At 63.6% G+C, this 24,696-nt stretch carries 27 protein-coding genes and 1 tRNA gene; 7 read left to right on the top strand and 21 right to left on the bottom strand.

All coding sequences use genetic code 11. The features are described 5' to 3' along the window. Positions 1–53: 53 nt before the first annotated feature. The 13 genes from VK98_RS05210 to mnmG form a co-directional block, all read right to left on the bottom strand. Complete coding sequence (locus tag VK98_RS05210; protein ID WP_048413019.1) at positions 54–476, bottom strand: F0F1 ATP synthase subunit epsilon; 423 nt, start codon at positions 474–476, stop codon at positions 54–56. Between the two features lie 11 nt (positions 477–487). Next, the gene (gene atpD, locus VK98_RS05205) at positions 488–1,885 is read right to left on the bottom strand and encodes a F0F1 ATP synthase subunit beta (protein ID WP_019103741.1); all 1,398 of its coding nucleotides are present in this window, start codon (positions 1,883–1,885) and stop codon (positions 488–490) included. A gap of 41 nt (positions 1,886–1,926) precedes the next feature. Beyond that, complete coding sequence (gene atpG / locus VK98_RS05200) at positions 1,927–2,793, bottom strand: F0F1 ATP synthase subunit gamma (RefSeq protein ID WP_048413018.1); 867 nt, start codon at positions 2,791–2,793, stop codon at positions 1,927–1,929. 43 nt (positions 2,794–2,836) lie between these two features. Next, the gene (gene atpA / locus VK98_RS05195; RefSeq protein WP_048410021.1) at positions 2,837–4,381 is read right to left on the bottom strand and encodes a F0F1 ATP synthase subunit alpha; all 1,545 of its coding nucleotides are present in this window, start codon (positions 4,379–4,381) and stop codon (positions 2,837–2,839) included. Positions 4,382–4,389: 8 nt separating this feature from the next. Continuing rightward, positions 4,390–4,926, bottom strand: a complete 537-nt coding sequence (locus tag VK98_RS05190) for a F0F1 ATP synthase subunit delta (protein ID WP_043589588.1) — start codon at positions 4,924–4,926, stop codon at positions 4,390–4,392. 7 nt (positions 4,927–4,933) lie between these two features. Then, positions 4,934–5,404 carry a F0F1 ATP synthase subunit B gene (locus VK98_RS05185; RefSeq protein ID WP_048413017.1) on the bottom strand — a complete coding sequence of 157 codons (471 nt, stop codon included), beginning with the start codon at positions 5,402–5,404 and terminating at the stop codon, positions 4,934–4,936. Positions 5,405–5,454: 50 nt separating this feature from the next. After that, entirely contained in the window at positions 5,455–5,742 is a 288-nt protein-coding gene (gene atpE / locus VK98_RS05180) for a F0F1 ATP synthase subunit C (RefSeq protein ID WP_019101091.1), read from the bottom strand. 77 nt (positions 5,743–5,819) lie between these two features. Next, positions 5,820–6,632: a F0F1 ATP synthase subunit A gene (atpB, locus tag VK98_RS05175; protein ID WP_048413016.1), complete on the bottom strand. Its 813-nt coding sequence runs from the start codon at positions 6,630–6,632 to the stop codon at positions 5,820–5,822. Between the two features lie 11 nt (positions 6,633–6,643). Beyond that, positions 6,644–7,006, bottom strand: a complete 363-nt coding sequence (locus VK98_RS05170; protein WP_048413015.1) for an ATP synthase subunit I — start codon at positions 7,004–7,006, stop codon at positions 6,644–6,646. Positions 7,007–7,096: 90 nt separating this feature from the next. Continuing rightward, positions 7,097–7,954: a ParB/RepB/Spo0J family partition protein gene (locus tag VK98_RS05165; RefSeq protein WP_048413014.1), complete on the bottom strand. Its 858-nt coding sequence runs from the start codon at positions 7,952–7,954 to the stop codon at positions 7,097–7,099. Between the two features lie 5 nt (positions 7,955–7,959). Next, positions 7,960–8,751 (bottom strand): ParA family protein, encoded by a 792-nt coding sequence (locus VK98_RS05160; protein WP_048413013.1) that lies wholly within the window; start codon positions 8,749–8,751, stop codon positions 7,960–7,962. Next, positions 8,748–9,389 carry a 16S rRNA (guanine(527)-N(7))-methyltransferase RsmG gene (gene rsmG, locus VK98_RS05155; RefSeq protein ID WP_048413012.1) on the bottom strand — a complete coding sequence of 214 codons (642 nt, stop codon included), beginning with the start codon at positions 9,387–9,389 and terminating at the stop codon, positions 8,748–8,750. Before rsmG ends, VK98_RS05160 begins: the two co-directional genes overlap by 4 nt. Further along, a complete protein-coding gene (mnmG, locus tag VK98_RS05150; RefSeq protein WP_048413011.1) occupies positions 9,386–11,281 on the bottom strand; it encodes a tRNA uridine-5-carboxymethylaminomethyl(34) synthesis enzyme MnmG in 1,896 nt (631 codons plus the stop codon). Before mnmG ends, rsmG begins: the two co-directional genes overlap by 4 nt. Positions 11,282–11,479: 198 nt before the next feature. Between mnmG and VK98_RS05145 the strand changes: the two genes are divergently transcribed. From VK98_RS05145 to VK98_RS05130, 4 genes are all read left to right on the top strand, one after another. Further along, positions 11,480–12,229: a GNAT family N-acetyltransferase gene (locus tag VK98_RS05145; protein ID WP_048413010.1), complete on the top strand. Its 750-nt coding sequence runs from the start codon at positions 11,480–11,482 to the stop codon at positions 12,227–12,229. A gap of 41 nt (positions 12,230–12,270) precedes the next feature. Continuing rightward, a complete protein-coding gene (gene tsaA / locus VK98_RS05140) occupies positions 12,271–12,969 on the top strand; it encodes a tRNA (N6-threonylcarbamoyladenosine(37)-N6)-methyltransferase TrmO (protein ID WP_048413205.1) in 699 nt (232 codons plus the stop codon). 56 nt (positions 12,970–13,025) lie between these two features. Then, the gene (locus tag VK98_RS05135) at positions 13,026–14,012 is read left to right on the top strand and encodes a Tim44 domain-containing protein (protein ID WP_048413009.1); all 987 of its coding nucleotides are present in this window, start codon (positions 13,026–13,028) and stop codon (positions 14,010–14,012) included. 144 nt (positions 14,013–14,156) lie between these two features. Next, entirely contained in the window at positions 14,157–15,350 is a 1,194-nt protein-coding gene (locus VK98_RS05130) for an EAL domain-containing protein (RefSeq protein WP_048413008.1), read from the top strand. 15 nt (positions 15,351–15,365) lie between these two features. On the opposite strand, the gene VK98_RS05125 is transcribed toward VK98_RS05130, so the two are convergent. From VK98_RS05125 to VK98_RS05105, 5 genes are all read right to left on the bottom strand, one after another. Continuing rightward, the gene (locus tag VK98_RS05125) at positions 15,366–16,160 is read right to left on the bottom strand and encodes a DNA-binding protein (RefSeq protein ID WP_053077232.1); all 795 of its coding nucleotides are present in this window, start codon (positions 16,158–16,160) and stop codon (positions 15,366–15,368) included. 233 nt (positions 16,161–16,393) lie between these two features. Further along, on the bottom strand, positions 16,394–16,975 hold the full coding sequence (locus VK98_RS05120; protein WP_048413007.1) for a BON domain-containing protein: 582 nt from the start codon (positions 16,973–16,975) through the stop codon (positions 16,394–16,396). Then, on the bottom strand, positions 16,975–17,565 hold the full coding sequence (locus tag VK98_RS05115; protein WP_048413006.1) for a phosphoheptose isomerase: 591 nt from the start codon (positions 17,563–17,565) through the stop codon (positions 16,975–16,977). Before VK98_RS05115 ends, VK98_RS05120 begins: the two co-directional genes overlap by 1 nt. Positions 17,566–17,587: 22 nt before the next feature. Then, a complete protein-coding gene (locus tag VK98_RS05110; protein ID WP_048413005.1) occupies positions 17,588–17,923 on the bottom strand; it encodes a YraN family protein in 336 nt (111 codons plus the stop codon). Further along, entirely contained in the window at positions 17,923–19,005 is a 1,083-nt protein-coding gene (locus VK98_RS05105; RefSeq protein WP_231589206.1) for a penicillin-binding protein activator, read from the bottom strand. Before VK98_RS05105 ends, VK98_RS05110 begins: the two co-directional genes overlap by 1 nt. 30 nt (positions 19,006–19,035) lie before the next feature. Between VK98_RS05105 and rsmI the strand changes: the two genes are divergently transcribed. Together rsmI and VK98_RS05095 are read left to right on the top strand one after the other, a co-directional pair. Next, positions 19,036–19,932, top strand: coding sequence for a 16S rRNA (cytidine(1402)-2'-O)-methyltransferase (gene rsmI / locus VK98_RS05100; RefSeq protein WP_197082965.1), 897 nt, complete (start codon positions 19,036–19,038; stop codon positions 19,930–19,932). Between the two features lie 81 nt (positions 19,933–20,013). Continuing rightward, positions 20,014–20,098: transfer RNA gene (locus tag VK98_RS05095), tRNA-Leu, on the top strand. A gap of 130 nt (positions 20,099–20,228) precedes the next feature. Here the strand turns inward: VK98_RS05095 and VK98_RS05090 are convergent. The 3 genes from VK98_RS05090 to VK98_RS05080 form a co-directional block, all read right to left on the bottom strand. Continuing rightward, positions 20,229–20,786: a DUF2939 domain-containing protein gene (locus VK98_RS05090; protein ID WP_048413002.1), complete on the bottom strand. Its 558-nt coding sequence runs from the start codon at positions 20,784–20,786 to the stop codon at positions 20,229–20,231. A 253-nt stretch (positions 20,787–21,039) separates the two neighbouring features. After that, positions 21,040–23,313 carry a TonB-dependent receptor domain-containing protein gene (locus VK98_RS05085; RefSeq protein ID WP_048413001.1) on the bottom strand — a complete coding sequence of 758 codons (2,274 nt, stop codon included), beginning with the start codon at positions 23,311–23,313 and terminating at the stop codon, positions 21,040–21,042. Between the two features lie 113 nt (positions 23,314–23,426). Then, positions 23,427–23,897, bottom strand: a complete 471-nt coding sequence (locus tag VK98_RS05080) for an Lrp/AsnC family transcriptional regulator (protein ID WP_048413000.1) — start codon at positions 23,895–23,897, stop codon at positions 23,427–23,429. A 138-nt stretch (positions 23,898–24,035) separates the two neighbouring features. On the opposite strand from VK98_RS05080, the gene kynB reads away from it, so the two are divergent. Beyond that, entirely contained in the window at positions 24,036–24,689 is a 654-nt protein-coding gene (kynB, locus tag VK98_RS05075; RefSeq protein ID WP_048412999.1) for an arylformamidase, read from the top strand. The last annotated feature ends 7 nt before the right edge of the window (positions 24,690–24,696 follow it).

Below are 24,696 nucleotides of genomic sequence, written 5' to 3'. Positions count from 1 at the left end.
GGAAAAAGGCTGCCACTTGCGTGGCAGCCTACTATACACGATTACATCTCTTATCAGTGGGCGCGCTTCTTGAGGAAATCCAGCGTCTTCAACTCCGCGATGGCCACTGCCAGAGCAGCGTGCGCCTTCGCGGTGGAGAGGTCGTCGGTGGCGCGCTTGAGGGAGTCCTCGGCAGCGCGTTTTGCCTCATTGGCGCGGGCCTCGTCGAGATCCTCGCCGCGAATCGCCGTATCCGCCAGCACGGTGATCAGGCTGGGCTGCACTTCCATCATGCCGCCAGACACTGCCACCAGAACTTCTTCGCTGCTGCCCGGCACTTTCAGACGCAGCACGCCGGGCTTGATACGGGTCAGGAGCGGCACGTGTTGGGGATACACACCGATCTCGCCTTCGGTAGCCGGCGCAACCACGAATTCAGCTTCGCCGGAGAAGATCATTTGCTCGGTGCTGACCACTTCCACACGCATCTTGGACATCAGCCCTCTCCTTAGTTAAGGGTCTTGGCTTTCTCGGCAGCTTCTTCAATGGAGCCAACCATGTAGAACGCTTGTTCCGGCAGATGGTCGTACTCGCCAGCGAGAATGGCCTTGAAACCCTTGATGGTTTCGCGCAGCGGCACGTATTTGCCCGGCGAGCCGGTAAATACTTCAGCCACGTGGAACGGCTGGGACAGGAAGCGCTGGATCTTACGGGCGCGAGCCACGACCAGTTTGTCTTCCTCGGACAATTCGTCCATACCCAGAATCGCGATGATGTCGCGCAGTTCCTTGTAACGCTGCAGCGTGGACTGCACGCCACGGGCTACCGTGTAGTGCTCGTCGCCCACCACCAGCGGATCCAGCTGACGCGAGGTGGAGTCGAGCGGATCCACCGCCGGGTAGATACCCAGCGAAGCGATGTCGCGCGACAGAACCACGGTGGCGTCCAAGTGGGCGAAGGTGGTCGCCGGGGACGGGTCGGTCAAGTCATCCGCAGGCACGTATACGGCCTGGATGGAAGTAATCGAACCATCGCGGGTCGAAGTAATGCGCTCTTGCAGACGGCCCATTTCTTCCGCCAGCGTCGGCTGATAGCCCACGGCGGAAGGCATACGGCCCAGCAGCGCGGATACTTCGGTACCGGCCAGGGTGTAGCGGTAGATGTTGTCCACGAAGAACAGCACGTCGCGGCCCTTGCCGCTTTCGTCCTTCTCGTCGCGGAAATGCTCGGCCATGGTCAGACCGGTCAGCGCTACGCGCAGACGGTTGCCCGGCGGCTCGTTCATCTGGCCGTACACCATCGCCACTTTGTCCAGTACGTTGGAGTCCTTCATCTCGTGATAGAAGTCGTTACCTTCACGAGTGCGCTCACCAACGCCGGCAAACACGGACAAACCGGAGTGTGCCTTGGCGATGTTGTTGATCAGTTCCATCATGTTCACGGTCTTGCCCACGCCGGCGCCGCCGAACAGGCCCACTTTGCCGCCCTTGGCGAACGGGCACAGCAGGTCGATCACCTTGATGCCGGTTTCCAGCAAGTCGGTGGCGGGGGACAGTTCGTCAAACTTCGGAGCGGGCTGATGGATGGCGCGGCGAACATCGGTCGCTACCGCGCCGGCTTCGTCCACCGGGTTGCCCAATACATCCATGATGCGGCCCAGGGTGGCGCTGCCCACCGGCACCGAAATCGGTGCGCCGGTGTTGACTACGCTCATGCCACGCTTCAGGCCGTCAGAGCTACCCATGGCGATGGTGCGCGCCACGCCGTCGCCCAGCTGCTGCTGGACTTCGAGCGTCAGGTCGGCATCAACCAGCTTCAGGGCATCATAAACCTTTGGCATGGCGTCGCGCGGAAACTCCACGTCGATCACCGCGCCAATGATTTGTACGATTTTACCTTGGCTCATTATCGGTTCCTAAACATTAAACTTTTTCAGTCTGCGACGGCTTACACCGCTGCGGCGCCTGCCACGATTTCAGACAACTCGGTAGTGATCGCAGCCTGACGAGCCTTGTTGTACACAAGTCGCAGTTGCTTGATCGTGTTACCGGCGTTATCCGTGGCGGATTTCATCGCCACCATGCGGGCAGCTTGCTCGGAGGCCATGTTCTCGGCCATCGCCTCGAACACCACGGACTCGATATAGCGTTTGACCAGGAACTCCATCACGGCAAGCGGGCTCGGCTCGTACAGGTAATCCCACGAGTGCGAGTGCTCCACCACCATGTGTTCCGAGGTCAGCGGCAGCAGCTGTTCAGTCGCCGGCTCCTGCTTCATCGTGTTGATGAAACGGGAGTAAACGATGTAGAGCGCGTCCAGTTCGCCTTCGGCGTACTGCTTGAACAGCACCGTAAGCGGGCCAATCAGTTTTTCCATCTTCGGCACATCGCCGAGCTGGGTTGCGCTGGCCACGACGTTGAGGCGCGCGCGCTGGCATGCCGCCAGGCCTTTCTGGCCCAGGCAGCAGACATCCACTTCGATGCCCTGGTCCTGCAGATCCTTGACTTGGGCGAAGAAGCGCTTGAGCGTATTCACGTTCAAGCCGCCGCACAGGCCCTTGTCGGAGGTCATCAGGATGATGCCGGCGCGTTTGACTACGTCGCGGCTTTGCAACAGCGGGTGCTCAAGATCCGTGTTCGCCTGAGCAAGGTGCGCCATGACTGTGCGCACCTTCTCGGCGTAAGGACGGGCAGCGCGCATACGCTCTTGCGTTTTGCGCATCTTGGAGGTCGCCACCATCTGCATTGCGCGAGTGATCTTCTGCGTGTTTTGCACGCTTCGGATCTTGGTGAGAATCTCTTTGCCGACTGCCATTCCTGAACCTTTCCTAGTAACTGTTTGCGTTAACCGAAAAGACTCAGTTGTAGCTGAAGCCAGCCTTGAACGATTCCATCGCCTTGGCCAGGATTTTCTCGTTGTCGCCGGACAGATCGCCGGAAGCGTTCACCGCGGCCAACACATCGTGATGGTTCGCGCGCACATAGGCGAGGAACGCCGCTTCGAAAGCCAGGGCCTTCTTCACCGGAACGTCTTCGTAGCTGCCCTTGTTCACCGCCCACAGGGTCAGCGCCATTTCGGCGGTGGCCAGCGGCAGGAACTGCTTCTGCTTCATCAGCTCGGTAACCACTTCGCCGTGTTGCAGTTGCTTGCGGGTAGCCTCGTCCAGGTCGGAAGCGAACTGCGAGAACGCAGCCAGTTCACGGTACTGGGCCAGGGCCAGACGGATACCGCCGCCCAGCTTCTTGATCACCTTGGTCTGCGCGGCGCCGCCAACGCGGGATACCGAGATACCGGCGTTGATGGCCGGGCGGATGCCTGCGTTGAAGAGGTCGGTTTCCAGGAAGATCTGACCGTCAGTGATCGAGATCACGTTGGTCGGCACGAAGGCGGAAACGTCGCCGGCCTGAGTTTCGATGATAGGCAGCGCGGTCAGGGAACCGGTCTTGCCTTTCACTTCGCCATTGGTCAGCTTGGCCACTTCGTCTTCATTGATGCGGGAAGCGCGTTCCAGCAGACGGGAGTGCAGATAGAACACGTCGCCAGGGTAGGCTTCGCGGCCCGGCGGACGGCGCAGCAGCAGCGAAATCTGACGGTAGGCGACGGCTTGCTTGGACAGGTCGTCGTACACGATCAGCGCGTCTTCGCCGATGTCGCGGAAGTATTCGCCCATCGCGCAGCCGGAGTACGGGGCGATGAACTGCAGCGCGGCGGCTTCGGAAGCGGTCGCGGCCACCACGATGGTGTGACCCAGCGCGCCGTGCTCTTCCAGCTTGCGCACCACGTTGGCGATGGAGGAGGCCTTTTGACCAATCGCCACGTAGATGCACACTACGCCGGTGCCTTTTTGGTTGATGATCGCATCCAGCGCCACCGCGGTCTTGCCGGTCTGGCGGTCGCCGATGATCAGCTCGCGCTGACCGCGGCCAACCGGAACCATCGAGTCGATGGCTTTCAGGCCGGTTTGCATCGGCTGGGATACCGATTGACGCGCAATCACGCCCGGCGCGATCTTTTCGATCGGGCTGGACAGCTTGGCGTTAACCGGGCCCTTGCCGTCGATAGGCTGACCCAGGGCATTGACCACGCGGCCAATCAGTTCCGGACCCACCGGAACTTCCAGAATGCGACCGGTACAAGTAACTTCGTCGCCTTCCGAGATGTGCTCGTACTCGCCCAGAACCACGGCGCCGACAGAGTCGCGCTCCAGGTTCATCGCGAGGCCGAAGGTGTTGCCCGGGAATTCGAGCATTTCACCCTGCATCACGTCTGCCAGGCCGTGGATACGAACGATGCCGTCGGTCACGGAAATCACGGTACCTTTGGTACGGGTTTCTGCGCCTTCGGCCAGGTTCTGAATCTTCGCCTTGATCAGATCGCTGATTTCAGAGGGGTTCAACTGCATGATCTCTCCTAATTCTTGAGGCTTACTGCCATGGCTTGCAGTTTGCCGCGCACGGAAGCGTCGATGACATCGTCGCCCACCAACACACGAACCCCGCCGATCAGGTCAGGGTTGTCACGCACATCAATCCGTACGGATTTGCCGTACTTCTTGGAAAGCGTGTCGGTCAGTTCGGCTTGCTGTGCATCGTTCATTGCAAACGCCGTTTCCACCACGGCATCCACAACGCCTTCCGCTTGCGCCTTGAACACTTCAAACTGTTCGGCGATTTGCGGCAGCAGCGTCAAACGGTTGTTCTCGATCAGCGCGGCCAGAAAACGTTTTACGTCTTCGTTGCCACGCGCGCCCAGAACATCCAGCATCAGCGCCTCAAGCTCTTGTGCGGTATGTTTCGGATTGGTGATGACGGCTTCCAAATCCGGGTTCTTCACCATGGCAGCCAGCCACGACAGCGATTCCGACCATTGCTGGGTGGCGTGCTGCTCGGTGGCGAGGCTGTATACCGCTTCGGCATAGGGCCTAGCTACGGTAATGAGTTCTGCCATGAGTTAATTAAAACTCCGCTTTGATGGAGGCAAGCAGATCAGCGTGCTTGGCCGAGTCGATCTCTTTGCGCAGGATCTTCTCCGCGCCCGCAACCGCCAGGTCGGCCACTTGCGCGCGCAGGGTTTCCTTGGCGCGCAGGACTTCCTGATCGATCTCAGACTTGGCGTCGGCCACAATGCGCGCGCCTTCAACGCGAGCGACATCCTTGGCTTCGTCCACGATCTGGCTGGCGCGCTTTTCAGCGGCCATCACGATTTCGGTCGCTTGCTGTTTGGCCTTGCGGAGTTCGTCCGCAACGCGCTTCTCAGCGGCTTCCAGATCTTGCTTGCCGCGCTCGCCGGCGGCCAGGCCGTCTGCGATGCGCTTGGCGCGCTCATCCATCATGTTGGTAAGCGGAGGCCAAACAAACTTCATGGTGAACCATACCAGGATGGCGAACGTGATCGCCTGGCCCAGTAGTGTTACGTTAAATTCCACGCTTGTTTTCCTCCAGTAGTATTACTGCAACAACCAATTCCGCTTAAAAATTAAGCGCCGGCTTTCAGAGCGGCCAGGGCGGCGGACAGGAACGGGTTATTGAAGGTGTACAGCATGGCGATACCAACACCGATCATGGAGATGGCGTCCAGCAGACCGGCCAGAATGAACAGTTTGGTTTGCAGAACCGGAATCATTTCCGGTTGACGGGCGGAGGACTCGAGGAATTTGCCACCCAGGATGGCAAAACCCAGAGCAGTACCGATGGCGCCCAGGCCAATGATCAGGGCAGCGGCCAGTACGGTCATGGACTGGATCTGAGAAACGAGTGCTTCCATTGTGTATCTCCTAAGACTTAATCAAGGATGGTTGGTAAAAAAGCTAAAGAAACAAAGGTAAAACAAAGAAACCGGTATTAGTGCGCTTCCACCGCCAGGCTCAGGTACACGATGGTCAGCATCATGAACACGAAGGCCTGCAGGGTGATGATCAGGATGTGGAAGATCGCCCACGGCGCGCCCAGCAGCCATTGCAGGCCCCAGGGCAGCAGCGCGATCAGGATGAAGATCATTTCGCCGGCGTACATGTTGCCGAACAAACGCAGCGACAGCGAAATCGGCTTGGCCAGCAGTTCCACCATCTGCAGCAGGAAGTTGGCCGGGGCCAGCAGGATCTTGCCCACGGTGCCTTCCGCGTGGAACGGCGCGGTGAACAATTCCTTGGTGTAACCGCCCACGCCCTTGGCGCTGATGGAGAAGCCGATGATGCAGAACATCACGGACAGGGACATCGCGAAGGTGGCGTTGACGTCGGCGGACGGCACGACGCGGAAGTAAACATGATGCGGCTCGGCGCCGAAGAAGGTGTAACCCACCCACTGGGCCAGCGTCGGCAGCAGATCCACCGGCAGCAGGTCCATGAAATTCATCAGGAAGATCCAGCAGAAAATGGTCAGCGCCAGCGGAGCGATCACCTTGCTCTGGCCGTGGAATACGTCGCGCACCTGCTTGTCCACCATCTCCACGATGCTTTCCACAAACAGCTGCAGCCGGCCCGGATTCTCCAGCTTGGCCTTGCGCGCCACGACGGCGAACACGCCGGCGAAGATGAAGGCGAGAACCAGCGAAATGGAGAAGGTATCAAGGTGCAGGCTCCAGAAGCCGGCGGAAGGATCCGAATTCCAGAAGGTGAGGTGGTGCTTGATGTAGTCAGTTGCGTTGCTTGCCATCGCTCATTTTCTCAATTTTTGATTAAAAGCCCGAACCAGTAGCCGGATACGGCGGCAAAAAATCCGCCAAAAAGACCGACTATCGATAAATCCTTGAAAAATACCAAAGTCGCACCAAATATCAGGATGGTGAGGACGTATTTGACGGCCTCTGCCCTGAAATGCGCTTTCATCAGTTCCGCGGGAGCGACATGGCGCTTGGCGTAGGCGATTCTGGCGTACACCAGAGCCGGCACCAAGGCCGACAATCCGCCAAGCAAGACAGAAACCGGAACGGCCAGGTTTCCTCCCCCTGCAACCATTCCGATCAGCAGCGCGACCCCCACCAGGGTGCACTGCAGGCGCAGTATACGCTTAACTTCTGGATTAACCATGTTTACCCAGCAAAAAAACCGCCGAATTATAGGCTTCACGCTTGATTTGCGTCAACTTGCCTGTCATTGGCATGCTGCATTGCAACAGTCTCATTTGCTTGAAGTTTTCTGCAGCTTTTCCAACAAGCCTTCCAGCTCGTCCAGCGTTGCATATTCTATGACCAGCCTGCCGTTGCCGCGGTTTGCGTGACGGATGCTGACGCGCGCGCCGATGCGTTCCGACACCTGTTCCGCCAGCCGGCTCACGTCCGGGTCTGTCTGTTTTTGCTGCGGTGCAACTGTGGTTTTTTCCACAGCTTTCTGCTGTACCCTGCGCTCCACCTCGCGCACGGACAGGCCTTTGTCGCCCACCTCCTGCGCCAGACCCAGCTGCTCCACCACCGGCAGAGCCAGCAAGGCGCGTGCATGCCCCATCTCCAAGCGCCCTTGGTGCAACATGCTCTGCACCGGCTCCGGCAAGGCCAGCAAACGCAATAGATTGCTGACCGCGCTGCGGGAACGGCCCACCGCGTCGGCGGCGGCTTCGTGGGTCAGACCGAATTCGTCGATCAGACGCTTGAGGCCCTGGGCCTCCTCGATCGGGTCCAGCTCCTGGCGCTGGATGTTCTCGATCAAGGCCATCGCCAGCGCCGCTTCGTCCGGCACGCTCTTGATCACCGCCGGCACTTCGGACAAACCGGCCTTGCGCGAAGCGCGCCAGCGCCGTTCGCCGGCGATCAGTTCGTAATCGCCAAAACCGATTTCGCGCACCACCAGCGGCTGAATCACGCCCTGGGAGCGAATGGACGCGGCCAGTTCGTCCAGCGCGCCCTCGTCCATGAAGCTGCGCGGCTGGTATTTGCCGGGGCGGATGCTGTCTATGGGTAGGGAAGTGAGTCTGTCGTCCACTGTCTCAGCAGTGGACAGGAGCGCGTCCAGGCCGCGCCCCAATCCTTTTAATTTGGCCATAATGCTTAGACGGAAGGGGTTGTGGTTGCGGGCTCGAGCCGATCGGCCAGCTCTTGCGCCAGCGCGAGGTAGGCTTGGGCACCGCGCGAGGCGCGATCGTAGACCAGGCCGGGCAGGCCATGGCTGGGCGCTTCCGCCAGCCGCACATTGCGCGGAATCACGGTGTCGAACACCTTGGCGCCGAAATGGCGGGCCAGTTGTTCGGACACCTGCTGCGACAGATTGTTGCGCGCGTCGAACATGGTGCGCAGCAGGCCCATGATCTCGATCTTGGGGTTCACCGCCACCCGCACCTTGCGCAAGGTCGCCACCAGATCGGACAGGCCCTCCAGCGCGTAGTACTCGCACACCATCGGGATCAACACGCTATGCGCCGCCACCAATCCGTTCAGGGTCAGCAGGTTCAACGACGGCGGGCAGTCTATCAGCACGTAGTCGTACTGTTCCTCCACCGCCTGCAGCGCGTTCTTCAGCCGCGCCTCGCGCGCCAGTTCGTTGACCAGTTCCAGTTCCGCGCCGCCCAGATCGCGATTGGCGGGCAGCACATCGTAACCGCCCTCCTTCGCCGGCTGGCGCGCCTCTTCCACCGAGGACTCGCCCAGCAGCACGTCGTAGCCGGACAGTTTCAGGGATTGCTTGGCGATGCCGCTACCCATGGTGGCATTGCCCTGCGGGTCGAGATCGACAATCAGCACGCGGCGGCCCAGTTCAGCCAGGCCCGCCGCCAGATTCACCACAGTCGTGGTCTTGCCGACCCCGCCCTTCTGGTTGGCGACCGCGATCACCCTTGAATTCATTGCGCACCCACCCCTTCCAGGCGCATTCTCACCAGGTGCCGTTCGGCATCCAGGCCCGGCACTGTCACCGGCAATACTTCGGAAACCACCGTACCCTGCGGCAACAAGGCGATTTCCTCGTAAGGATAGACACCCTTCATTGCTACATATTGACCGTGATCCGCCAGCAGATGGCGGGTCAGCTTGACGAACTCGGCCAGCTCGGAAAACGCCCGGCTGGTGATGCGGTCGAACTTCTGCTCCGGCTGGTAAGCCTCCACCCGCTCGGTCATCACCTGCACATTGGGCAGACCCAGTTCCACCGCCACCTGACGCAGGAAGGTGGTTTTCTTATGGTTGGAATCCAGCAGCACTACTTGCAGATCCGGGCGGGCGATCGCCGCCGGGATGCCGGGCATGCCGCCGCCGGAGCCGACGTCCAGCAGGCGGCTGCCGCCGTCCAGATGCGGCACCAGGCTCAGGCTGTCCAGCAGGTGGTAGCTGACCATGCGCTTTTCCTCGCGCACCGCGGTCAGGTTGTAGGTCTGGTTCCACTTGGCCAGCAGCGCCAGATAGCGGTCCAGCAAATCGATTTGCGCGTCGCTCAGTTCCAGTTTCAGCTGCGACAGGCCTTGTTGTAGTTCTGCGTTATGTGTCATGCGGTTTTCGTTGCGTCGGCAAAGCCGCGTTTCAGGTGGACCATCAAAAGAGCAACCGCCGCCGGGGTAATGCCCTGGATGCGCGAAGCCTGCCCCAGGGTTTCCGGGCGTTGCTGGTTCAGTTTCTGCTGCACTTCCTTGGACAGGCCCTTGACCAGACCGTAGTCGATGTCGGCCGGCAGGCGCACGTCCTCAAGGTTGTCGCGGCGCGCCAGTTCTTCGTTCTGGCGGTTGATATAGCCTTGGTATTTGACCTGAATTTCCACCTGCTCGGCAACCGCCTCGTCCGCCACCGCGCCGCCGGCCTCCGGCAGCGCCATCAAATCGGCATAGGCGACGTTGGGCCGCTTCAGCAAGTCGTACAGGCTGTATTCGCGCTCGATCGCTTTGCCCAGCAACGCTTGCAGCGCGGCGGCGTCGCTCAGCCGCGCCGGATGCAGCCAGGTGGCCTTCAGGCGCGCCTTCTCCGCCTCCACCGCGTCGCGCTTGCGGCAGAAGCTGTCCCATTGGGCATCGCCGATCAAGCCGTGTTGGCGGGCGATCTCGGTCAGCCGCAGATCGGCGTTGTCTTCGCGCAACTGCAGGCGGAATTCGGCGCGACTGGTGAACATGCGATAGGGCTCGGCCACGCCCTTGGTGATCAGGTCGTCCACCAATACGCCCAGATAGGCTTCGTCGCGGCGCGGACACCAGCCGGCCTGGTCCCGAGCGAACAAGGCGGCGTTCATGCCGGCCAGCAGGCCCTGGGCGGCGGCTTCTTCGTAGCCGGTGGTGCCGTTGATCTGGCCGGCGAAGAACAGACCCTGGATCGCCTTGGTCTCCAGCGAGGCCTTCAGGCCGCGCGGGTCGAAGTAGTCGTATTCGATCGCGTAGCCGGGCCGCAGGATGTGGGCGTTCTCCATGCCGCGGATGGAGCGCACCGCCGCCAGCTGGATGTCGAAGGGCAGGCTGGTGGAAATCCCGTTGGGGTAGAACTCGTGGGTGGTCAGGCCTTCCGGCTCCAGGAATACCTGATGGCTGTCCTTGTCGGCGAAGCGGTTGATCTTGTCTTCGATCGACGGGCAGTAGCGCGGGCCGACGCCTTCTATCACCCCGGTGAACATCGGGCTGCGGTCGAAGCCGGAGCGGATGATCTCGTGGGTGCGCTCATTGGTGTGGGTGATCCAGCACGGCAGCTGCTTGGGATGCAGCGCGCGGCTGCCGCGGTAGGAGAACACCGGCTCCGGCGTGTCGCCCGGCTGCTCTTCCATCACCGAGAAGTCGACGCTGCGACCGTCGATGCGCGGCGGCGTGCCGGTTTTCAGCCGCCCCACCGGCAGACTCAGTTCGCGCAAGCGCGCGCCCAGCGTGGACGCGGCCTGATCGCCGGCGCGGCCGCCGGTGTAGTTTTCCATGCCGACGTGGATCTTGCCGGACAGGAAGGTGCCGGCGGTCAGCACCACGGTCTTGGCGCGGAAGGTGATGCCGATGGCGGTGATGGCGCCGGCGACGCGGTCGCCTTCGATCAACAGATCATCCACCGGCTGCTGGAACAGCGTCAGATTGGGCTGGTTCTCCAGCATCTCGCGGACCGCCGCCTTGTACAGGATGCGGTCGGCCTGCGCGCGGGTGGCGCGCACCGCCGGTCCCTTGGAGGCGTTGAGGGTGCGGAACTGGATGCCGCCGATATCGGTGGCCAGCGCCATCGCGCCGCCCAGGGCATCCACTTCCTTGACCAGATGGCCCTTGCCGATGCCGCCGATCGACGGATTGCACGACATCTGACCCAGGGTCTCGATGTTGTGCGTCAAAAGAAGGGTGTTGCAGCCCATGCGCGCGGCCGCCAGCGCGGCCTCGGTGCCGGCATGGCCGCCGCCCACCACTATCACGTCGAAGTTTGTCGGATAAATCATGGCTTTGTCGGAAAGAGCAAATCGAACGGAAAAACGGCCTATTCTACGCCAAATCCTGAACCAGCGTAAGTCGTTGATTTCAATAAATCCAGCCGGTAATGGCGACGTCAAGCGCCGGTCACCCGATGGTCATATTAAAGACATCGCCGCGTCAAACAAGCTGCCTAGCATGGGGCTCACCACAAAAGGGAGCAAAACATGCTGCTAAATGAACAGCTTGCCGTGAGCGCCAAACCGCGCCTGAGCGTGCGCGTGGCCAGCGAAGCGCAGGATATCCGCCGCGCGCAGAAACTGCGCTTCGAGGTGTTTGCCGGGGAAATGGGCGCGGAGCTCGGCTCCCGCGACCTGGGCATCGATTGCGACGAATACGACGCCTTGTGCGACCATCTGATCGTGGAAGACGCCGTCAGCGGCCTGGTGGTGGGCACTTACCGCATGCTGTCCCCGGCCATGGCGCGCCGCGCGCCCAGCCTGTATTCCGAACACGAGTTCGATCTGACTCGGCTGGCCCATCTGCGCGCCGGCCTGATCGAAGTGGGCCGCTCCTGCGTGCATCGCGACTTCCGCTCCGGCGCGGTGATCGCCCTGCTCTGGTCCGGCCTGGCCGATTACGTGCAACAGCACGGCGGCCAATACCTGGCCGGCTGCGCCAGCGTGTCGCTGAGCGACGGCGGCCACCAGGCGGTCAGCCTCTACCGCCAGCTGGAGAGCAAGCACCTGTCGCCGGCGGAATGGCGAGTGTTTCCCCATCTGCCCTTGCCGCTGGACCGCGTCTGCGACGACGCGCCTTCCGCGCCGATGCCGGCGCTGATCAAGGGCTATCTGCGCGCCGGCGCCTATATTTGCGGCGAACCGGCCTGGGACCCGGACTTCAACTGCGCGGACTTCTTCATGCTGTTGCCGATGAGCCGGCTGAACGGCCGCTACAACAAGCACTTCGTCGGCTAGCGGCAAGCGCCTGGCGCATGGCCGGATGCTACAATCCGGCCATGAGCTACACCTTTGAAACGGTAGGCGTGATCCGCTCGCCCTACCGCGAAAAATTCGGCATCCCGCGCCAGCCCTCGCTGGTCAACGCCGCCCGCATCACGCTGGAACTGCTGCCGCCCTACGATCACCCCGACATGGTGCGCGGGCTGGACGCGTTTTCCCATGTCTGGATCAGCTTCGTGTTCCATCAAACCGCCGAGCGCGGCTGGCAGCCGCTGGTGCGCCCGCCGCGGCTGGGCGGCAACGCCAAGGTCGGCGTGTTCGCCAGCCGCGCCACCCATCGCCCCAACCCGCTGGGCCTGTCGCTGGTGCGGCTGCTGCGGATAGACACCCAGCCCAAGGTGGTGCTGACGCTGGAGGGCGCCGATCTGCTGGACGGCACTCCGGTGCTGGACATAAAACCCTATATTCCCTTCGTCGAGGCCCAAGCCGACGCCCGCGGCGGCTTCGTCGACGGCCCGCCGCCGCAATTGAGCGTGGCCTGGGACGCCGCCGCCCGCGCCCAACTGGCCGCCCCCGGCCTGCCGGCCGACTTCGCGCTGCTGGTGGAGCAGGTGCTGGCCCAGGACCCGCGTCCGGCCTATCAGGACGATCCGGAGCGGGTTTACGGCGTGGCGCTGCACCAATGGAATGTGCGTTTCCGCGTGGAAAAAAACCATGCGCAAGTCATTGAAATTCAGCCGTTGACCCCGAACTAATCTTTTGCGCCCCAGTCATACCGGGGCGATACCAACCACTCAGGAAAAAAGCAAATATGACCACCCGCGCGAAGACGATCATGCTCGCCTTCACCATGGTTTCCATGTTGGCCGCTCCGTTCGCGGAAGCGGCCCGCCTAGGTAAAGGCAAGAGCGCCGGCATGCAGCGCTCGGCCCCCACCCGTTCTTACCAACAACAAGCGCCGGCGCGCCCGGTTGCGCCGCCCGCGCAAGCGCCCGCTCCGACCCAAGCTCAACCCAAATCCGGCCCCGGCATCGGCACCGCCGTAGCCGCCGGCGCCGCCGGCGCCGCCGCGGGTTACATGCTGGGCTCCGCCATGAGCGACAAAGGCCAGCAGCAAGCGCCGGCCGCGGCCAACGGCAACGCCGACCCGGCTCTCGCGGCGCAAGCCCAAGGCCAGCAACCGCAGAAAAGCGGCGGCATGCCCTGGGGCACGCTGGCCCTGCTGGGCGCGGTGCTGATCGGCGGCTACATGTTCTTCCGCCGCAAGGCCGGCGCCGCTCGTCCGGCCATGGCCGCTCCGCAAGCAGCGGGCATGCCGCAGAACATGGGCGGCTACCAGGAACCGGCCCGTTTCGACTCCATCCCGAAAATCGGCTCCGGCCTGGGCGGCGCGCAAGCCGGCTTTGGCGGCGGCGCGATGAACGAGGCGCCCGCGCGGTTGCCGGACGGCACCGAAACCCCGCACTTCCTGCGTCAGGCCAAGGCCACCTTCCTGCACCTGCAAAACCTGAACAGCACGGAAAGTCTGGAAGAAGTGCGCAAGTACATGACGCCGGACCTGTTCAACGCCCTGCGCGAAGACATCGCCGCCAACACCGAGGTGGCCGATTTCCCGCAACTGGACTGCCAGCTGTCCGAAGCCAGCATGGAAGGCGGCCGCTACATCGCCAGCGTGCGCTTCTCCGGCACGGTCAGCGAGGCTGTGGGCGCGTCGGCGGAGCCGTTCTCCGAATACTGGCACTACATCAAGGACGACAGCACCAACGGCAAGTGGTTGGTGGCGGGCATCCAACAGTAGCAAGCTTTTTAACATCTTTATCCAAACGGGCCGCCTGGCCCGTTTTTTATTTTTAATGGCGATGCACTAAACTGGAATGCCGATTGCTTCAGGCAAAAAAACAATACCGGCCGTAGAGTCCGCGCCACGGAGGGCAGCTATTCCATGAAAGAATTCGAGCATGCCGGCTTGAAACTCGGCAGTCACTTCCAGCCTATCTACAGTCTGGCGCATCGCCGCACGATAGGCATGGAAGCTTTGCTGCGCGCCAGACAGGACACGTCCCCGCTGACGCCGGCGGAGGCCTTTTACTCCGTCGTCTCGCCCGAACGCCGCCACCAGCTGGACCTGGCGGCGAGCGAAGCCCATGCCGTCCGTTTCAGCCAGATGCAAAGCGATCACCCTTGCTGGCTGTTTCTCAATATCGACGCCGCCTCCCTGTCGCGGCCGGAACGCGCGATGGCCCTGGCCAACGGCATCAAGGCCGCCGGCCTGGACCCCAGCCAGGTGGTGCTGGAAGTGCTGGAACACGTGCTGGAGGTGGACGAGGCGCTGATCGAAGGCGTCAATGTGCTGAAAAGCAGCGGTTTCCTGATCGCCATCGACGATTTCGGCGTCGGCCACTCCAATCTGGACCGCGTCTGCCAGCTGGAGCCGGATCTGGTCAAATTCGACCGCCACCTGCTGCGCGCCGCCGTCCACCAGCCGCGCACCCGCAATCTGCTGGCCAAGCTGGTGCGGCTGATGCACGAAATTGGGGCGTTGGTGGTGGAGGAAGGGATAGAAACGGATCAGGACGTGCTGATCGCGCTGGAGTCGGGCTGCGATTTGGTGCAGGGTTATTTCGTCGCCCACCCCAGCGATCAACCGGACCAGGACCACATCATCACTCCCCGCATCGACGAACGCTGGGACGAACTGATGGCGCGCGAGCTGCTGAAGCGCAAACTAACCCGGCGCCAGATCGAGCTGGCGCGGCAATCCTTCGTGCAAAGCGCCATCTCGCTGATGCAGGGCACGCCGTTCGACCTGGCCGCCAAGCCGATGCTGGCGCTGCCGGACGTGGTGCGCTGCTTCCTGCTGGACAGCGCCGGACGCCAGATCGGCCGCAACCTGAACAGCCGCCAGCCGCTGGCCGCCGCCAACCCCAAGTTCGCGCCGCTGGTGGACACCACCGGCGCGGTCTGGTCGCGGCGCAGCTACTTCCAGCACGCGGTGGATCAACCCGGCGTGCTGTATATGAGCGAGCCTTATCTGTCGATGACCGACACCCGCTCCTGCGTGACCATCTCGATGGCGATAGAAATCGACGAAATCATGCACGTGCTGTGCGCCGACGTGCTGATTCCCCAGCACTGACGGCGGCCACAGGCGTCAACGAAACTTCAGAATGTCCTCGGCGGCCGGCTGCGGCGTGTAGGCGGCCGTCAAGGACGGCTCCTCGCCGGCCTGCGGCGCGACCACCGGCTTGGGCGGCGTCTTGATCCTGGCCACTTCCGCCTTCATCGCGGCGCTGGCGCCGGATTGCAGCAATTCGCCGCGCAGTTTGGCCAGCGCCGTTTCCGCCGCCCGGCCGTCGGCGGCGCTCAGCCGCAACTCGTTCTGAGCCCGCAGCAGCTCGCTTTTCGCCTCGGACAGCTCCCGCTCCAGTTCGCCGACGCGAACCTCGGCCTTGTCCATGCGCTCGCGGAACGCTTCCGCCTGCGGCTGCGCCACCGCCAGGTCCTGCGCCTGCTGCGCGGTCAAGGCCAGCGAGGCCGACAGCTGGCGGCGGGTGGCGTCCAGCTCCGCCGCCTGGCGTTCGAAAGCGCCGGCCAGCTCGGCGCGCAGCTGGTCCAGTTCGGCCCGCTCGCGCTCCCAGGCGGCCTGGGCGGCGCTCAAGCTGTCGTTGGCCAAGGCCTTGGCTTGCGTCCAGATCGCCTCCAGCGCGACCAACCCCGCCTGGCTGACGCCTTCCGGCACCTCGCCGTCCAAGGCCGCCGCCGTCGCCGGCTGCACCCGTCGCCAGTCTTTAAGCACCACGCTGGCGGCGTCCATGTCCACGCCCGCCAGCTGACGGACCTGGTCGACGGAGGGATGCCGCTTGCGGCCGGACTTCTCGTACAGTTCCGCCGCCGCCGCAATGATGCGCTCCCGCGCCTCCGTCGATATCTTGCCCGCCTGGTTCATAAAGCCGCGTCCTCGCCCGTCTTGCCAACTGCGTTGCCGGTACCGCCCGGCTACGGCCGGGCGTCAGAAATGCGCCGAAACGCGGGGTTTCGGCAGCAAGGCAGATTCCAGCAGAACCGCCGGCCAGCGGACATAGGATTTTTCTTAAAAAAACCGGAGATTTCCCGTATTCGCGCCGCCGGACAATGAAAAAGCCCGGCCAAAGCCGGGCTTGTCGTCGCGGGACATCCGCGTCACTGCGCGATGTCGTTGATGTATTCGAACAAGGTCACCACTTTCTGCACGCCGGAGGTCTCGCTGACCACCTTGGCCGCGGCCGCGCCTTCGGCCTGGGTCACCATGCCCAGCATGTAGACCACGCCGCGCTCGGTCACCACCTTGACGTTGTTCGGGTTGTAGCCCTTGCCGTCCAGCAGCCGGGTGCGCGCCTTGCTGGTCACCCAGGTGTCGCTGCTGCGCTCGGAGAAGCCGGACGACGGCGCCACCACGGTGTAGTTGAACACGCGGCGCACATTGGGGATGCCGCGCGCGGTCAGTTCCGCCTGCTGGCGCGCCTGCTCGCTGGGCACTTCTCCGGTCAACAGCACCGCGCGGTTGAAGCTGGTGGTGTTGACATGGGCGGACGGCAGCTGCTTGCCGATCTGGTCGGCGGCTTTCAGCTCGATGCCCTGATCGTCCACATAGGCGCCGCTAGTGCGGCGATCGGTAGCCACCAGCGCGCCGCCGGCCGCGCCCGCCGCCACTACGCCGAAACAACCGCTCAGAGCGCTGCTGAAGCCAGCAGCCAACAATACCGCGAATACGCGACGCTTCATCATTCACCTCCCAACAGCATGTAATCTATGGTGTCGCACAGGGCGTGGACCACCAGGGTATGCACTTCCTGAATCCGGCAGCTGCGCATCGCCGGCACGATCAACTGAATGTCTTCCGGCGACAGGATCTCGGCCACCTTGCCGCCGTCCATGCCGGTCAAGGCGATCACGCTCATGCCGCGCTCATGCGCCGCGTAAATGGCCTCGATCACGTTGGCGGAATTGCCGGACGCCGAAATCGCCAACAACAGGTCGTTGGTGTGGCCCAGGGCCCGGACCTGCTTGGAAAACACCATGTCGAAATCGTAATTGTTGCCGATCGCGGTCAGGGCCGAGCCGTCGGTGGCCAGCGACAGCGCCGCCAAGCCCGGACGCTCCTTCTCGAAGCGCCCCACCATTTCCGCGGCGAAGTTTTGCGCGTCCGCCGCCGAACCGCCGTTGCCGCAAGCCAGAATCTTGCCTTCGTTCATCAGGCAAGCCACCATCTGTTCCGCCGCCGCGGCTATCGCCGGCGACAGCAATTCCATCGCCTCCTGCTTGACGGCGATGCTTTCCAGGAAATGCCCGCTGACGCGGTCAATCAAATCCATGGGACATCCTTATCTTTCAACACTACATGAAAATATTCTGCAACCACTGCGGCTCCGCCCCGCCCACGGTCAACACCGCGTCAAAACGGCATGGCGCGTCTATTCCCTTTTGGGACAGATAGACCTCGGCGGCCAGCATGAGTTTCCTTTGCTTGGCCGCGCCTATGCTGGCGGCCGCGCCGCCGAAGGCCGCGCTGGCGCGATGGCGCACTTCGATGAACACCCAATAGCGCCCATCGCGCATGATCAGATCGATTTCGCCGCCGCGGCAGGACCAGTTGCGCTCCACCAGCGTCAGGCCCCGCTGCAGCAGCCAGGCCAGCGCCTTGTCTTCGGCGAGCCGGCCCTGCGGGTTCACTACGGCTGCTCCACGCTCAACACCGCCATCGGCAACTGGCGTTCGAACAGGCGGTCGCGACCCAGCCTCAAATCGCCGGTGACGCCGTCCAGCCTCAGCCCGGTCGGCTGCCGCGCGCCGGCCAGCAGCACCGCCAGCCGCCAGGCGTCCACGCCCAGCGCGTACAGGCGCTCGGTCTGCGTCGTCAGCGCCGCCGCAGGCCGCGGATAACGCTTCACCGCCGGGTGCTCCGGCATCAGGAACCAGGGCATGTCTATCACTCTCACGCCGGCCAGCGCCACCGCGCTGCCGCGGCCGTTGAGCTGGGAGGTGCCGTACACCGGCAGCTCCGGCGCCAGCGCGGCCTTGACGATGCCGGCCTCGTGGGCGTCCAGCGCCATGAACACAGCGTCGGCGCCGGCCGCCGCCTGCAGAATCGCCGGCAGGCCGTCCGGCTTCGCTTCCAGCGCCAGCGGAGACTTGCCGCGGCTCAGCACCCGCCACTCGTCGATGAAGGCCTGGCGCAGCCGCTGGGACAGGCTGTCCGCGCCGAACAACAGCAAGGGATTGGCCCGGCCGTCTTCGTGCATCAGGCGCGCCACTTGCCGCGCCTCGCCCTCGACGATCAGGGACAATGAAAACAGTTTGGGATTGGCCGGCACTTCGCGGCCTATCGAGTTCAAGGCCAGTGTGGGCACGGTGACCGCGGGCGCCACCGCGGCGATGGCCCCGCGCGACAGCGGTCCTATCACCACATTGACTCCGCTGGCCAGGGCCTGCTTGTAGCCGGCCACGGCGGTGTCCTCGGAGGCCGCTATGGGCACCAGCTCGGCGTTCTGATCCACGCTCGCCGCCGCCTCCACCCCGCTGCGCACCACCGCGGCGGCTTCGCCCAGGGTGGCGGAGCCGGTGGGCAGCAAGAGGCCGACGCGCAGACGGCCGCCGGCCGGTTGCGGCTTCGCCGCCGTCGCGCTGGCGTCTCGCGGCGCGGCCGCCGGCGCCTCCGGTTTCGGCGCCGGCTGGCCCAGCAACTTGAGCGGCGCGGTATTGCTTTGGATGATATAGTCCGGGGTTTGCGCCATTGTCGGCGTCAACCAAGTCATCAAGACGCCAACCAACAGCGGAGTCAGTCTTTGCATACTTCGTTCGCTCATCTGCTTGAATCAGCCAGGGAAAGTTTCTGTCGCGGCACATTATATGTGGTGGCCACGCCCATTGGAAACCTGGCCGACATCAGCGCCCGCGCCTTGGCGGCTTTCAGCGCCGCCGACGTGGTCTGCGCCGAAGACACCCGCGTCACCGGACAACTGTTGTCCGCCTACGGCATCCACGCCAAACGCCTGGTCAGCCTGCGCGAGCACAATGAGCGCGGCATGGCCGAGCAAGTGGTGCGCTGGCTGTCCGAAGACCAGATCGTGGTGCAGGTGTCCGACGCCGGCACCCCGGCGGTGTCCGATCCCGGCGCGCGGCTGGCGGAGGCGGTGCGCGCCGCCGGCTTGCCGGTGCGGCCGGTGCCCGGCTCCAGCGCGGTGATCGCCGCCCTGTCCGCCAGCGGGCTGACCGCGCCGTCCTTCCTGTTCCACGGCTTCCTGCCGCCCAAGAGCGGCGAGCGCCGCAAGACGCTGCGCCAATGGCTGTCCGCGCCGCATCTGACCGTGTGCTACGAGGCGCCGCACCGCATCGTCGATACCCTGCGCGACATTGTCGCGGAGCTGGGCGAGGAACGCCGCCTGCTGCTGGCGCGCGAACTGACCAAGACCTTCGAAACCTTCCGCAATCTGCCCGCCGGCGAGATGCTGGCGTGGGTGGAGTCCGATTCCAACCAGCAACGCGGCGAGATCGTGCTGATTCTGGACGCCGCGCCGGCGCGCGAGGACGCCGACGACGCGGTGCCGGAAGACACCGTGCGCGTGCTCAAGCTGCTGGCGGCGGAACTGCCCACCAAGCAGGCGGCCTCGCTGGCCGCGCAGATCTGCGACGGCAACCGCAAGCAGCTCTACGACCTCGCGCTCAAGCTGAAACAGGGTTGAGCCGCGGCCAAGCGCCAGGAAAAAAGGATTTACAAAGCGATTTGCTGTCGCTATCATTCGTTTTCTCGGAATGCCGAAGACGCCCGGATGGCGAAATTGGTAGACGCAGGGGATTCAAAATCCCCCGCCGCAAGGTGTGTCGGTTCGAGTCCGACTCTGGGCACCAGCGACTTGGCAGGCCGAAACCCCAAAAACCCCGCACAGCGCAAGCTCTGCGGGTTTTTTGTTGCCCGTCGCCCGGCAAGGCCGAAGCCTCGCCTGGCACCGGATGCGCTACGCGGCCTCGCTCTCGCCCCTCATTCGGCGAAGCGCACCGCCGCCAGTTTCCAGCCGAACCAGCCGTCGCGCTTGAAGATCAAACCCAGGGGCTGTTCGGTTTTGTCCTTGCGTTTCACCGTCACCACGAAGCGGTCTACGGCTTCGTAGCCCATCGCCGTGTCGACGCCGGCGCGCGGCTCTCCCGACGCTTCGCCGCCGCCGGCCGCCGGCTCGTCGGCGCCGCTCTGCGGCAAACCCGGCTGAGGCTTGATCCCCCGCATCATCAAGGCCAGGCTTTCCGGCGTCACCATCGCGTCCACCACCGGCGCGATCACCGCGTCGGCAATGGCGGCGCCCATCGCCGCCAGCGGGTTCTTGTCCTTGGATTGGTTCAGGTCCAGCACCGCCTTGGGCGCGATGGACTCCTTCAGGCTGTTGCGCAGCGCCGGATAGTCCACATAACCGGACAATTTGGCCGCGTCGCGCGCGTCCAAGGCCTGCTGCATGCCGCGCAGCGCCAGATACGGGGTCGCGTAAAACCACGCGCCCAAAGCCAATACCGCGACGCCCAGCGCCAGTTTCGCTTTTATGCTCATTCTTAATCCCCCTGAATCGAATGGCCGCGTCCGCGGCTCATAGTGTCTACAGACCAGCGGCCGGCGCGCAGATTCCCGCCGACCGCGGTAAAAAACACGCGGCCGGCGGCTCAGAGCCTGTTCAAAGTCTCGCGAGCAAGAGCGAGACAAGGCGAAAACCGCTGAGAAAGCGGAATGTACAGGTGGTACATGAGCATTTCGAAGTGGGTTTCAACGCCGTATCGCTGAAGCGCAGCAGGCTTTGAACTGGTTCTCAGAAGCGCGCTTCCATCCCCATCCTTATGGTCCGGCCCGGAATAGGCATGCTGATCACCGAGCCGGGGTCCACCGCATAGCGGTTGGTCAGGTTGTCCACATTGAAATTCAGATTGACCTGCTTGTTCAGCCGGTATTCGATGAACAGGTCCACCAGCCGTTCGGACGGCAGCTCCAACACCGGCTGCGCGCCGGTGCCCTTCAGCCAGCCCGCCGGATTGGTCTTGCCGGCATGGTATCGCAGCCGTCCGCCCACGGTCAGATCGCCGCTCAGCAAATGCTTGCCGGCGGAAATCACGTACACGCTCTTGGGCGGGATGCGGGGCGGGATCAGACTCCAGGCGAAGCCGTTCTGATTGCACACTTCTGCGTCGCGCCGGGCCGCCTGGTTCACCGAGCACACTTCCGGGTCCAGGTAGCGAGTGGCGGCGGCCTCCACGAAGAAGGACGGGCTATGGTAATCCACGCCGTACTCGAAGCCGCGCAGCTCCACCTTGTCGTAGTTGAGGAAGGTCAGATTGCCCTGCCACGACGGCATGCCCGGCGTCCGATCCAGCCAGGCGCTGGAAATGTAGTCCGTCACCTTGTTGTCGAAATAGGCGGCCTTGAAGCCGATGTGCTCCTGATCGCGGAACACATCCTGGAAACTCGCCTTCAGCCCCAGCTCCAGATTCAACGAACGCTCCGGCCGCAGCGGATTGTACGGGTTGTAGCTGAACACCTCGGACGAGGTGGTGGTTTCGTACAGGCTGGGCATGCGGTAGGCGCGGCCGCCCTTGGCGTAAACATCCAGCCACTTGGCCAGGTGGACGTCGATCTGCCCGGTCAGGTCCAGCTTGGGCGCGTAATCCGCTTCCAGATTGGTCGCGTAGTCGCGCGTGGTCGAACCGTGCAGATTCGTGCCCAAAGTGAAGCGGGCCCAGGGATAGGACAGCACGGCGTTGGCGAACAGGCTGCGCTCGTTGCGCACGCCGTTGCGCGACGCCACCAGCGGCCGCGGCTGCTCGGTGTAGCGGCTGGTGGGCTGGGTGCGCTCCTGCTGGACGGCCAGGCCGTAGCTCAGGCTCAGGGGCAGCGCCTCCAGTTCCGAACGGTTGAGCAGATTGAAACCGTGGCGCTTGTTGTTGTAGGCGTGCATGTACTGGTCGCCGTAAGAGGCGCCGGGGCGGCCGGCCCACAAGCCGTTGTGCTGGTCCAGATCCGCCTCGGTGGCCCACACCCCCAGGTTCAGATCGATCAGCCTGTTGTCGCTGGGGGTGAAAGTGTATTGGGCGCTGTAGGCGTGCACGACGGCGCTGCCCAGCGCCCATTGCGGCATCGATTCCACGCCCGGCGGCAACTCGTTGAAGTTCTTGTCGTTGGAGTTCTTGTACCAGTAGGCGGCCAGCAGTTCGCCGGCTTGCTGACGGTGGCGGCGGAAGATCAGCTTCAAGCGCTGCGCGTCGTCCAACGCGAAACCCAGCTTGGCCAGCAGCGAATCGCTCTCGTAACTGGTGTTCACCACTTCCTGGCCGCGCGACACCACGGCTTCCGGGTAGCCGTCGAAGCCGTGGCTGCCGGCGAAGTAATTGCCGGTGCGCCGCTTGCTGTAGGCCAGCAAGGCGTCGAATCCCGGCTGCCGGTAGGCCAGCGCCAGCGTGGCGGAGCCGTTGTTGAACACGCGCGGACTGAGGCCGTTGTTCAACTGGTAATACACCTGGTCGCGCTCATCGTCCGGCACCCGGGGCGTCTTGTTGTTGTTGTAGGCGCTGCCCTTGAACAGCACGCCGAAATCCTTGCCGGGGCGCAGCACGTCCTCCACGCCCAAGGTGCGCATCTGCACCAGGCCGCCGATCGCGCCGCTGGAGAAGGCGCCGTTGCTGGCCCCCTCTTCCACGCTGACCTTGGTGATCAGGTCCGAATCGATATAGGTGCGGTCGCTGGTGCCCTGGTAGCCGCGGGCGGTGTGGGTGGACTGCAGGCTGCCGTCTATCACCACCGGCACCCGACCTTCGCCCTGCAGGCCGCGGATGCCCAGGTCGATGGCGCCGGCCTCGTTGCGAATATTGTTGGCCTGCACGCTGGGCAGGGCGGAGAAGATGTCGGCGTTGCCGGTGCCGCGCGCGCGGCGCAATTGGTCCGCGTCCAGCGCGGAAGCGCCGGCGGGCTTGGCCTTGCGCTCGGCGGTGACCCTGATTTTTTCAAGCTGCGGCGGCGTGTCCTCGGCGGCCAGCAGGGTTTGCGGATAGGCCGCCGACAGTAATAGGCAGGCGGAAAGACTCCGGTATTTCATGATATGGGTAGGGGGTGCTTTGGGTAGGAGCGCCGAAGTTAATGCTAATGATTCTCATTAACAATGGTAATTATACCAAGCCACTCTCCGCGCCGGCCCCACCAGGCACGCGGCTATTTACCGCCCAGCGGCACCTGCCAGCGCTGATCCTTGAGCGTGCGCATCACGATGTAGGAACAGATATCGCGCATGCCGGGGATGCGGTTCAGCCGCTCCACGATGAAACCGCTGAAGGCGGCCAGATTGCGGCAACGGACGTGCAACACATAGTTGCTGGGACCGGCGACGATGTAGGCGGCGGCGATCTCCTCGAACTGCCGGATGCGCTCGATGAAGTCTTCGTGCCAGTCTTCGCGCGCCCGATCCAGCGTCACGTGCACGATGGCCTCCAATTCATAACCCAGCAGACCCGGGTCCAGCTGCGCGTGATAACCGCGGATCAGGCCCTGGCTTTCCAGCGCGCGCACCCGCCGCAAACAGGCGGACGGGGACAGGGCCACTTGGTCGGCCAGGTCCTGATTGCTGAGCCTGGCGTTGTGCTGCAATGCGGAAAGAATCCGGCAATCTATCGCGTCGAGTTGCATTTGCAATTTCCCATCGTTATCCATCCGTTCCGCTGCAGTTCCTGCGAAAAGCATGCCATTAGCAACACCAACTTGCAATTTCTGGCGCAGGCCTTGGTGCTAGCATGATTCCAAGATTTCTCTCCCTGGAGCCGCTCCATGTTGCTTGACATCAGCCCCCCGCTGCGCGCCGGCCTGCCGGTCTGGCCCGGCGACACCGACTTCAAGGCCAGCCCGGCCTGGCAACTGGACGCCCACTGTCCTGTCAATGTGGCGCGGCTGACGCTGTCGCCGCACAGCGGCGCCCACGCCGACGCGCCCGCCCACTTCCAGGCCGCCGGCCAGGGCATAGGCCAGGTGGCGCTGGACGCCTATCTGGGGCCCTGCCGGCTGATCCATTGCCTGGCCCCCGGCCCGCTGATCCGGCTGACGCAGATCCAGGCCCGGCTCGCCGCCCTGCCCGGCGCGCTGCCGCCGCGCTTGTTGATCCGCAGCTACGAGCGCTACCCGCTGGAAGCCTGGGACGCGGACTTCCCCGGCGTGGAGGCCGCCGCCATCGACTGGCTGGGCGGCCAGGGCGTGCGGCTGATCGGCGTCGACACCGCCTCGCTGGACCCGATGGACAGCAAGACCATGGACGCTCACCACGCCACCGCGCGTCAGCGCATGGCCATTCTGGAACAGCTGCTGCTGGACCATGCGGCGGAGGGCGACTACGAATTGATCGCGCTGCCGCTGAAGTTGATGGACCTGGACGCCAGCCCGGTGCGCGCCGTGCTGCGACCCTTGCCCGTTTCCACCCCCCTCGTGTAGGACCCGC

Source organism: Chromobacterium sp. LK11 (genome assembly GCF_001043705.1).
GTDB classification, from domain to species: Bacteria; Pseudomonadota; Gammaproteobacteria; order Burkholderiales; family Chromobacteriaceae; genus Chromobacterium; species Chromobacterium alkanivorans.
This window is presented reverse-complemented; position numbering and strand designations above follow the sequence as displayed.

Coding starts and splice junctions, on each gene's coding strand:
- rsmG (WP_048413012.1), bottom strand. CDS start 9,389: ATGACACATAACGCAGAACTACAACAAGGCCTGTCGCAGCTGAAACTG.
- VK98_RS05145 (WP_048413010.1), top strand. CDS start 11,480: ATGCTGCTAAATGAACAGCTTGCCGTGAGCGCCAAACCGCGCCTGAGC.
- VK98_RS05090 (WP_048413002.1), bottom strand. CDS start 20,786: ATGAGCATAAAAGCGAAACTGGCGCTGGGCGTCGCGGTATTGGCTTTG.
- VK98_RS05170 (WP_048413015.1), bottom strand. CDS start 7,006: ATGGTTAATCCAGAAGTTAAGCGTATACTGCGCCTGCAGTGCACCCTG.
- VK98_RS05105 (WP_231589206.1), bottom strand. CDS start 19,005: ATGACTTGGTTGACGCCGACAATGGCGCAAACCCCGGACTATATCATC.
- VK98_RS05080 (WP_048413000.1), bottom strand. CDS start 23,897: ATGCAACTCGACGCGATAGATTGCCGGATTCTTTCCGCATTGCAGCAC.
- atpB (WP_048413016.1), bottom strand. CDS start 6,632: ATGGCAAGCAACGCAACTGACTACATCAAGCACCACCTCACCTTCTGG.
- atpE (WP_019101091.1), bottom strand. CDS start 5,742: ATGGAAGCACTCGTTTCTCAGATCCAGTCCATGACCGTACTGGCCGCT.
- VK98_RS05190 (WP_043589588.1), bottom strand. CDS start 4,926: ATGGCAGAACTCATTACCGTAGCTAGGCCCTATGCCGAAGCGGTATAC.
- VK98_RS05125 (WP_053077232.1), bottom strand. CDS start 16,160: ATGAACCAGGCGGGCAAGATATCGACGGAGGCGCGGGAGCGCATCATT.
- VK98_RS05115 (WP_048413006.1), bottom strand. CDS start 17,565: ATGGATTTGATTGACCGCGTCAGCGGGCATTTCCTGGAAAGCATCGCC.
- VK98_RS05135 (WP_048413009.1), top strand. CDS start 13,026: ATGACCACCCGCGCGAAGACGATCATGCTCGCCTTCACCATGGTTTCC.
- VK98_RS05210 (WP_048413019.1), bottom strand. CDS start 476: ATGTCCAAGATGCGTGTGGAAGTGGTCAGCACCGAGCAAATGATCTTC.
- mnmG (WP_048413011.1), bottom strand. CDS start 11,281: ATGATTTATCCGACAAACTTCGACGTGATAGTGGTGGGCGGCGGCCAT.
- VK98_RS05085 (WP_048413001.1), bottom strand. CDS start 23,313: ATGAAATACCGGAGTCTTTCCGCCTGCCTATTACTGTCGGCGGCCTAT.
- kynB (WP_048412999.1), top strand. CDS start 24,036: ATGTTGCTTGACATCAGCCCCCCGCTGCGCGCCGGCCTGCCGGTCTGG.
- atpA (WP_048410021.1), bottom strand. CDS start 4,381: ATGCAGTTGAACCCCTCTGAAATCAGCGATCTGATCAAGGCGAAGATT.
- VK98_RS05120 (WP_048413007.1), bottom strand. CDS start 16,975: ATGAAGCGTCGCGTATTCGCGGTATTGTTGGCTGCTGGCTTCAGCAGC.
- VK98_RS05130 (WP_048413008.1), top strand. CDS start 14,157: ATGAAAGAATTCGAGCATGCCGGCTTGAAACTCGGCAGTCACTTCCAG.
- VK98_RS05160 (WP_048413013.1), bottom strand. CDS start 8,751: ATGAATTCAAGGGTGATCGCGGTCGCCAACCAGAAGGGCGGGGTCGGC.
- atpD (WP_019103741.1), bottom strand. CDS start 1,885: ATGAGCCAAGGTAAAATCGTACAAATCATTGGCGCGGTGATCGACGTG.
- VK98_RS05165 (WP_048413014.1), bottom strand. CDS start 7,954: ATGGCCAAATTAAAAGGATTGGGGCGCGGCCTGGACGCGCTCCTGTCC.
- atpG (WP_048413018.1), bottom strand. CDS start 2,793: ATGGCAGTCGGCAAAGAGATTCTCACCAAGATCCGAAGCGTGCAAAAC.
- tsaA (WP_048413205.1), top strand. CDS start 12,271: ATGAGCTACACCTTTGAAACGGTAGGCGTGATCCGCTCGCCCTACCGC.